General features: G+C 72.8%; 7 protein-coding genes. 2 read left to right on the forward strand and 5 right to left on the reverse strand.

Annotated features, from left to right (window positions below; translation table 11 throughout):
• Positions 1-42: 42 nt before the first annotated feature.
• Positions 43-732, reverse strand: a complete 690-nt coding sequence (locus ACFP3U_RS36445) for a group II intron maturase-specific domain-containing protein (RefSeq protein ID WP_380230071.1) — start codon at positions 730-732, stop codon at positions 43-45.
• Positions 733-1,150: 418 nt separating this feature from the next.
• Here ACFP3U_RS36445 and ACFP3U_RS36450 point away from each other — a divergent pair, with 418 nt between their 5' ends.
• Together ACFP3U_RS36450 and ACFP3U_RS36455 are read left to right on the forward strand one after the other, a co-directional pair.
• Positions 1,151-1,447, forward strand: coding sequence for a hypothetical protein (locus tag ACFP3U_RS36450; protein ID WP_380230072.1), 297 nt, complete (start codon positions 1,151-1,153; stop codon positions 1,445-1,447).
• A 39-nt stretch (positions 1,448-1,486) separates the two neighbouring features.
• Positions 1,487-1,936: a hypothetical protein gene (locus ACFP3U_RS36455; protein WP_380230073.1), complete on the forward strand. Its 450-nt coding sequence runs from the start codon at positions 1,487-1,489 to the stop codon at positions 1,934-1,936.
• 154 nt (positions 1,937-2,090) lie between these two features.
• Here ACFP3U_RS36455 and ACFP3U_RS36460 read toward each other — a convergent pair whose 3' ends face one another.
• From ACFP3U_RS36460 to ACFP3U_RS36475, 4 genes are all read right to left on the reverse strand, one after another.
• A complete protein-coding gene (locus tag ACFP3U_RS36460) occupies positions 2,091-2,579 on the reverse strand; it encodes a hypothetical protein (RefSeq protein ID WP_380230074.1) in 489 nt (162 codons plus the stop codon).
• Between the two features lie 93 nt (positions 2,580-2,672).
• The gene (locus tag ACFP3U_RS36465) at positions 2,673-4,583 is read right to left on the reverse strand and encodes a hypothetical protein (RefSeq protein ID WP_380230075.1); all 1,911 of its coding nucleotides are present in this window, start codon (positions 4,581-4,583) and stop codon (positions 2,673-2,675) included.
• Between the two features lie 258 nt (positions 4,584-4,841).
• Positions 4,842-5,585: a hypothetical protein gene (locus tag ACFP3U_RS36470; protein WP_380230076.1), complete on the reverse strand. Its 744-nt coding sequence runs from the start codon at positions 5,583-5,585 to the stop codon at positions 4,842-4,844.
• 150 nt (positions 5,586-5,735) lie between these two features.
• A partial coding sequence (locus ACFP3U_RS36475) for a BTAD domain-containing putative transcriptional regulator (RefSeq protein ID WP_380230077.1) occupies positions 5,736-8,575 on the reverse strand: 2,840 nt, incomplete at its 5' end.

The raw sequence follows: 8,575 nt of genomic DNA on the forward strand, positions 1-8,575 counted from the left end.
TCTTGGACGCCCTCTGCCCTTTGGCGGGCCGGAACTTCGGATCTACTCGTCTAGCCGATCAACTCCCTTGGAGCAAAAGCGCATCGATCCACACAGACCACCGCCACGGAGCCAGCACCGACACCCCCACCACCAGGCACACACCGGGGCACAGACCCAGCCCGCACCTCCCACCCACCCCCGCACGCCGGGCGCGCACCACCGTGCTCCGCATCCGCAAACACAGGCCGACAGCGACACAAGAAGCGCAACACCATCTCGCAGGCCATCAACAAACCGAAGAACTCTCGCGCCGTCGGCGAGGTCGACTCGGGGCACCCTGCTGGTGTCTCCACCAGCAGGGTGCCCGAGCCGCCTCCCGAACCCAGCGTGCCCATCTCCGGGCACCAGGCTCTCCACAAGTCCCGTTCGGGGCCGTTCAGATCCTCGTACCGCAGTGGGCCACGGGCTCGGGATGGTTGTTCCCCGGTATCGGTATCGGGTCATGCTTACCTTCGCCGGGTTGAACAGTTCACGCCGCTCCATGCTGGGCCACCAGCCGCCGCCACAGAAGTGACGGCGAAGCTGCTTCCATGCGATCCCGGGATGCTCGCGTCGTATCCACCGCACTACCCGCATCCACGCGTAGTGGGTCAGGTAGCAGACGGTGACGTTCGAAACCCCGGAACGGAAGTACGCGCACCAGCCCCGCAACACCGAGTGAAGGCGGGCTCCATCCATCAGGCCCTGCATCCGCTTGGGAACGCAAAGAACATGTGAAGTATATGAAATATTAACCTTCCATTCACTCTGACTTGGCAATTAGTTCACATTCGGACAGTCGTCGACGAGATTTCGCCAGAATACTCCTATTTCGAAGAAATATGCGACCTGGCTTTACAGGATGGATCCATGAAGAAAACTGGCAGCGTGAAGATGGCGAGCCGATTCGCCGCCATCGCACTCGGATTGATTGCGGCGACAACCGGAATTTCCGGTTCAGCTGAAGCGGCCGGAGACTATGGCGGTAAGATCTTCTCGTCAACGACCCGAACTTCCTGGCGAGCGACTCCAACGGGAGGTTCAGTGCCCAGGTCTCATATGGCAACGGCAACCCGGTCGCCTTCTCGTTCGTTCTGAGCCCGCCCCTGATCGCCATAGCGCTTCGCCGATGAACTGCACGGCATGGCAGTTCCGCAACGGATCTTCTACGGGGGCCTCGGACAATCACAACCCCGTCCCGGCCGGGTACTTCTGGCACTGGACCTTTCCGACCAACTGGATCGGCTACAACTACGAGGCCAGCGGCAACTGCACCTTCAAGGTCAACCAGGGCGGCGCGACCGGAACCGCGAACGTCAGGTTCGCCTTCAGGTATGTCGTAGGCGACGGCGGGCTGGGTTTCACCACCAACAAGCAGGCTGAAACTGGAAGCGCGTTCACCAGTTCGGTGACAATCAGCCAGTAACGGGAGCCCCATTCCCGGCGTGACTGATAGGCTGGAGTCATGATGATTCTCAGCACGTGGGATCTGACCGGCGCGCCAGCCATTGATGTGCCAGTCACGCTGAGTGAAGCCTGCATGCGGGTCGGTAGAGATATCCTGCAAGCGATCTCGGCAGAGGTTCCTCAAGGCATGCAGTGGATGCTCGCCGAGGATAACGAGTACGGTCAGACACTTCTACTGGGACTGAATGCAGAGGAACTCCAGTTCAGCCGCAGTATCGACCTTGCCCTCTCGGCAAGCCGGCTCACCAAATCTGTGGCAGAGCTGGTTCAGGATCATCTTGCAGGCTTTGAGTTCATCCAGTGGCCGATCTGCCCTGGTCACACTCACCCGATGGTGCCAGCCTCGGACGACACTGGTGCATGGTGGCGGTGCCGCTCCACCGGCAGGAATGTCGTGTCGATCGGCGAACTCCCTACGTCGGCCCGGCCAACGTCGGAAGCCGCGTAGGTCCTTGTCATTCTGGTGTGGCGGAGCGCATGCCACACCCCCGTCGCGCGAATCGTAGGCCCGGTGCAGTGCTCCCCAATTGGGGAGCACTGCACCGGGCGTCGCCGCGTTCCTCAAAGGACCGGTCGGGACAGCAGGTCCAGCTCGCGGGAGTTCAGCGTGTGTCGACCACGACCTGTCGGATCAGTTCGACCGGCTCGTCACCCGGATCCTCCCGGAATCCGTCGGCGTCACACACGACGTACGGTCCCATGAGCCGCGTGCCGGCGGTGCTGGCCAGGTACCACCGGCCGGCAACCAGTGCCAGGGCGTAGTACGGATCGTGGGGGTCGACATCGACGAGGGACGGATCGGCGCCACACACGACGTCCACGCCGAATCGTTCTCCGATGTGCTCGGCGAGGCGCAGGTCAGGGTACGGCCCGAGGTCACACTCGTACACATGCACCACGAGAGCCAGCGGCCAGGCCGGATCTTCGGTGGGCTCCAGACTTGCCCACAGGCTTCCCATGTCGTCCGGGACATCGGCTCCGGGGGACTGCACCACCAACTGCAGGCCGGGCGGGACCAATCCCACGAATGCGGCAACCACGTCGGCAACGGTGAGTGGCCGTGACACGGTGATGCTGAACATGATCGCCACATAACCACTCCGAGGCAGCCCTCACGAGCTCTATTCGACATCTTCCGGGCCGACCGCGCGGTTGCCGAGCCCCCGCAGGACGTCCGGTCTCGGTCAGGCGGGGTCGGGGTGGGGGGCGGCGAGGGTGGCGAGGTGGCGTTCGGCGGCGCGGAGTTTGCGGCCGTCGGGGCCCGGGAGATGGGCGCGCAGTTCGATGATCTCCGGGGCGATCCGCAGGGCGTCGGCGCGGTCCGGGATGGCCCGCCAGCAGGCCTCGGCGTTGGTCGCCGCGTGCTGGGTCTCGGGGTGCTCGGGCCCCTCGGTGCGGAGCAGGGTCAGTGCGACCTCGCGGTAGATGCCGGCGGCCTCCGCCGTCCGGCCGGCGAGCCGGGAGACGTGGGCGCGGACCTGGCGGACCTGCAGGACGGGCGCGGAGACCGGGCCGTGTTCGGCGATCGCCTCCAGTTCGAGGGCGAAGGCCAGGTCGGTGGCGGCCGCGTGGTCGCCGGCGTCGGCGCTGCGGACGATCCGGCCGATCACCTCGCGGTAGTCCTCGCGGGGCTGGGAGAGGTCAGTTTCGGGGGTGGCGGCGTTGGTGGGTTCGGCGGCGTCGGTGGGTTCGGCGTCGGCGGGCTCGGGCTCCTCGGGCTGCTCGGTGGCCTCGGCAGGTCCTGCGGCCTCGACCTCGGGCGCGAGTTCAAGCTCAAGCTCGGGCTCAACTACGGGCTCCGGCGCGAGTTCAAGCTCAAGCTCAACTTCGGGCTCGGGGGTGGGTGCCTGCCAGGCGCCGGGCTTGTGCAGGTCGACCGGGTGCGGGGGGAGCGGCGGGGTGGGCGGTACGCCGGGCTTGAGAAGGTTCACGCGCCCGTTCGACGGGTGTGCCGGGACGGTGGGCTCGGCCGGAGCGGCTGGGGACGGCTTGTCCAGGGTCACGGCGGGCCGGGGCCGCGGCACCGCGTCCTGCGGCGACTCGTCCCAGGGGCGGTCGTTCCAGCTGCCCGGCTCCGGCTCGGCCGGGCGGGGCAGCACCGCGGCCGGGGCGGCGGCCTCGGGCAGTGGGCCGTCGCCGCGGCGGGCGGTGTTGCGGAAGAAGGGGCGGTCCGGGGCGTGGGTGCTGACCACGATCACGTCCGGGCGGAGTACCGAGTAGACCTGGTGGCGCAGTTGCTCCGGCGCGAGGACGGCCTCGGCGCCGGGGCGGCCGCCGTGCAGGGCCTCGATCAGCGCGCGGGTGAAGGTGCCGATCTGCTCCGGGTCGGGGCTGACCACCGCCCACAGCGGCAGGCCCTCGCTGAGCGGCGCGACACTGCCCTGGAGCAGCGGCCAGGCGTTCTGGTCGGCGCTCAGGTCGGCGATGACCAGGGTCTGCCAGTCGGCCGGGCGGTGCCGCAGCTCGCCGGCGATCGCCTGCCAGGCGAGGCCGTCCTGGCGGATGCTGCCGGGCTTGGATTCCCGCAGGGTGAGGTGGAGTTGGCCGCCGCGCTTGTCGGCGAGCAGGTGGCCGCCGAGGTGGACGAGCAGCGGTCCGGGGTGGCGGGCGGCGGCGCGCAGGTGGGCGAGGACGGTGTGCGGGTCGCTGGCACCGGGCAGGTGCACGGCGTCGACCGCGTCGGCGGCGAGCAGCACCTGGGGGGAGACGGCGGCGAGCATCGCGGACAGCACGGGGGCCTGGGCGGGGCCGCCGCGGCCCCAGGTGCGGCGGCCGGAGGAGCCGTAGCCGCCCTCGACGACCAGGATCCGGCCGCGCGGGCCGGCGCCCAGGCCGCCGGCGATGCCGGGCAGTCCGTGCGCGGGGGTGGCGCCGGGGAGGGTGAACGGCAGCGGCGTCGCACCGGGCGGGGCCGGGACGCCGGGCGCGCCGCCCATCGCGGGCAGGCCGGTGACGGTCCATCCGGTGGACGGCCCGGGCGGTCCGGGCACCGGGCCCGGGGGTTCGTAGAGCGCGGCCGGGCCGGGCGGGTGCTCCTCGTGGGAGTCGCGCACCGACCACTGCGGTACGGCGTCCTGGGGGCCCGCGTCCGTCACGGGGTCGGGACCTCCGGGGACCGCCGTAGTCTCCGCCATCTCCAGGTCACCGCCCCGCCCCGCCGCTCAGCGGCGTTCTGCTGCCTCGTACCCCGTATGGCGCCTGTCACCACACCGTGAGCGCCACCCTACGAGATCCCTCCGTGCCCGAGCCAGGCCGGGTGGGTGATCGGGCCCCACACCGAGGAGCCGCAGGCCGGAGCGGCTGCCGGAACAGGAGGTCGACCGGGCCGACTTCGACGCCAGTAGGGTTCGACGTCAGTAGGGATCGCCCACTTGGTCGGCCACGGCGAAGTCCGTCCCGCAGTCCGTGCAGTGCGCGCTTCCGAAGAGGTAGGTCAGCGCGGTGGCGACGTCCCCCTGGCCGTCGCTGAGAGCGAGTGTGTGGAGGCGTTGGCCGATGCCGTGCAGGTCGCCGGGGTCCGCGGGTCGCAAGGGGGCCTTCTCGACGGTGTCGTCCAGCGCGTAGTCGCCGCTCGTGGAGAAGTAACCGTAGTCACCGATGGCGATGAACAGGTCGGTTTCGCACTGGGGACAGGAGATCTGGTACTCCCCGTTCACGAGTCCCCAGGCCAGGTCCTCACCCCAGACCGGTACGCCTTCGCAGGCCAGGAGGGCTTCGAGCAGGTAGATGTAGTCGGTGCGGTCGGGAGCCGTCCGAAGGTGCTCGTTCACCATGCGCAGCAGGACCGCGATCTCCTGCGCGTACGTCACCCGGACGTCGCCGACCTCGTCGAGCTCGTCCAGTTGGTCCGCCCCCGCCACGATCGCGGTCGCCAGGTGCAGTGCGTTCAGTTGCTCCTTCGGGTCGGCGGCAGCGGCGATGGCCGTCAGCCGGGGGAGCGCCGCGAAGCTGGCCGAGTAGACACTGCCCTGATGGCAGAGGGCCGACCAGAGGTCGCTCCAGCGCTCGGCGCTCGGGGCTGCTTCGATCCGGTCCAGCAGGGCGGGTATGTCCTCTGCAGAGCCGTAGGCGTGGCTGAGTCGCGACCAATCCGTCATGCGGGTATCCCATCAGGCGGGTCTGACAGTCGGCCGGTCCCGCCCCCGGCCCCGGCGAGGCGAAGGGGTCCGGGCGGACGGCACGGCGCCCCGTGCGGCGCGCGTGGGGAGCGTGCCGTGCGGGGCGCCGGGGGCCGCCGGGGGCCGTTGTCAGGAGCCGGCGAGGAGGTCGCGGAGGAGGGCGACCGTGTCGGCGTCGAGTTCGCGGCCGGTGCGGCGGCTGAGGGCGTCGAGGCGGTTGACGGCGCGCAGGAGCTGGTCGCGGGCGCCGGCGGAGGCGTAGGCGTAGAAGAGGTCCCGGTGCAGCAGTTCGACGTCCGGGGCGACGGCGAGGCCGCGGAAGACGGCGGCCTCGGCGCTGCGGTGGTCGCCGTACTGGAGGCGGCGGGCGGCGAGTTCGTGGGCGGTGTCGACGATCGCCGCGATCATGTCCTGCCGCTCGGCCTCGGCCCAGCCGTACGAGGCGGGCGGGGCCTCCGCGAACGGGGCGCCGCGGACCAGGGCGAGGGCGTGGGCGAGGGCCGCGTCGGCGGTGGCGCTGGTGCTGCGCATACCGCGCCGGTAGAGGCTGCGGAACTCGTCCCAGTCGCAGGTGACGGCCGGGGCGAAGGCGTAGCCCTCGACCGAGCCGGTGACCAGGAGGGCCCGGCCGTCCGCGGCGGAGCCCAGCCAGGCGGCCAGGTCGGCGAGCTTGTCGGGCAGCGGGCTGCGGGCGTCGGCGGCGGTCGGGTGCGGGTCGAGGTGGGCCGCGCCGGGGTGCAGGTCGTGGTCGAGGGCGGCGTGGTCGGCGCCGGGGCGCAGGGCCAGGTAGGCGGCGAGTTCGGTGAGGCGGCCGAGCTCGCCGGGTTCGGCGATGCCGGCGGCGCCGGCGACGTCGACCGGGCCGAGCAGCCGGATCCGGGGGGCGGTGCGGGTGGCGTGCGCCTCCGGGGAGCGGAGGATGGCGAGCAGGTCGTCGCTGTCGCTGCGGCCGGAGGTGGTGCGGGCGATCGGGGCGACGGCGGCCGGGCCGGGCTCGGGCCGGGCGGGGAGGCGCGGGCCGGCGCCGGTGGGCGCGGGGGCCGGGTCGTGCGTCGGGGCGGGCTCGGGCGTGGGAGCGGGGGCGGGGATGGCCGCGGGGGCGGGGATGGCCGCTGGCGTGGGCACGGGGCCGAGGGCGGGCACCGATGACGGGGCCTCGGCCACCGGAACCACCGGCTCCACCGGACCCATCGGCGGCACGGGCGCCATCGGCTGGACGGGCGCGACGGCGGTCGGCAGGCCGAGGTTCTGGGTGGTCTCGTCACCGTCGTACCCGTCCGAAGCAGCCTCGCCGTCGGCGGCGGCGGCGTCGGGCGCGATCGGGAAGGCCGCGGCGGGCCCGGTCGGAACCACGACCCCGGGTGCGACGGCCGGTACGGCGGAGGCGCCGGCCTGCCGGCCGAGGCCGTTGACGAGGTGCCGCGGGACCGGCAGGGCGGCCGGGCCGACGGGGCCCGGCACCGGCGCCGCCGGGTCGGTGCCCGCGAACGGGCTGACCCCGGTGCCGATCACCCGCGCCAGCAGGCGCGGTCCGGCCGCGTCCCGGCCCCCGCCGGAGTCCTCGTCCGCGTCGTCCCCGTCGTCCGGGCCGCCCAGGGCGGCGTCCAGCGCGGCGAGCGAGAAGCCGCCCGCCGGGCCGTCCGCCCCGGGACCGGCCGCGGCGCCGACGGCCGCGAGGACCGGGACGGGCGCCGGGAGGTCGGCGGGCTCCAGCTCGTCGCCGTCCAGGGTCCACGCGGGGGCGGGGTGCTGGGTGGTGTCGTCGGCGGTCCGGAGCAGTTCGGTGACCTGCTCGTACTGGCCGGTGGTCAGGCGCTGCAGCTCCAGGGTGACGTGCAGGCCGGGGATGGTGGCCTGGCCGGTCGCCGGGAGGGTCCAGCGGGCGACCGGGCCGGTGCCGCGCTCGGGCGCGCGGGTGACCACGGCGACGCAGGTGCGGGGGCGGGCGTCGAGCAGCCGGCCGAGTTCGGCCGGGACGCCGCCGCCGGGCTGGTGGGCGCAGAGCACGATCTCGGGGACCCAGGACTCGTCGGCCAGGCCCCGGCTGCGCGCGTCCCTGGGGCTGGCGGACTCGGCGGCGACCAGGGTGGCCCGGGCCTTGGCGGTGCGCGGGCCGAGCGCGGTGAGCGCGGCCTCCAGGGTGGTGTGGCGGTGGATCCGCTCGGCGGCGGGGCCGCTGATCGGCACCTCCTCGGCGAGGTCGACGAGGTGCAGGTGGAGCCGGTCGGCGAGCGGGCTGTGGGCGAGTTCGAGGGCCAGGGTGCGCAGGACGTCGCGGGCGTCGTCCGGGTGGCCGGAGAGGTGCAGCAGCCGGACGGTCTCCAGGTCGGCGAGGACCACCGAGCCGTCGGCCGCCGACCCGAGGGTGACCAGCGCCGGGTAGGGGGCGGCGGTCTTGCGGGCCTGGGCCGGCGAGAGCAGGCCGTCGGAGTCGGCGGCGCACCACCAGATGTTGGGCGCGTGGGCGGCGCGGAACGGCGCGATGGGGGCGGCGGGGCCGGACAGGTGGAGTTCGATCGTCCGGCCGGGGGTGATCCGGGCGGCGACGATCGCGGGCAGCCGCTTGCCGCCGCGGACGGTGTTGCGGGCCATGCTGCGCAGGGCGCGGTCGAGCAGGTGCAGGCCGGCCTCGTCCTGGCGGGCCCTCAGTTCGGCCTCGAAGGCGGCGGCCGGGGCGGCCGGCATGGCGATGCGGTGCCGGGGGCGGCGGGCCCGCTGCTGGCCGCCGCGCTTGCGGGCGACGGCGCCGACCATGATCGCGGCGAGCAGGACGCCGACGGTGGAGGCGGCGAGGGCCACGGTGTAGTCGTCGGAGGAGGCTTCCTCGGCGTGGGCGGCGGGGGCCTGGGCCTCGCTCTGCGGGGCGGACGGCTGCGCGGGCGCCGGGGTCTGCGCCGGCGCCGGGGCGGACGGCTGGGCCTGCGCCGGCGGCTGGGCCGTGGCGGGCGCCTCCGCGGCGGGCGCCGAGG

This window comes from Kitasatospora misakiensis, from assembly GCF_042656005.1.
In the GTDB taxonomy this organism is placed as follows: domain Bacteria; phylum Actinomycetota; class Actinomycetes; order Streptomycetales; family Streptomycetaceae; genus Kitasatospora; species Kitasatospora misakiensis.

What these genes read in the sequence shown, in the direction of transcription:
- ACFP3U_RS36450 (WP_380230072.1), top strand. Translation starts at nt 1,151, where the DNA reads ATGAACTGCACGGCATGGCAGTTCCGCAACGGATCTTCTACGGGGGCC.
- ACFP3U_RS36470 (WP_380230076.1), bottom strand. Translation starts at nt 5,585, where the DNA reads ATGACGGATTGGTCGCGACTCAGCCACGCCTACGGCTCTGCAGAGGAC.
- ACFP3U_RS36445 (WP_380230071.1), bottom strand. Translation starts at nt 732, where the DNA reads ATGCAGGGCCTGATGGATGGAGCCCGCCTTCACTCGGTGTTGCGGGGC.
- ACFP3U_RS36455 (WP_380230073.1), top strand. Translation starts at nt 1,487, where the DNA reads ATGATGATTCTCAGCACGTGGGATCTGACCGGCGCGCCAGCCATTGAT.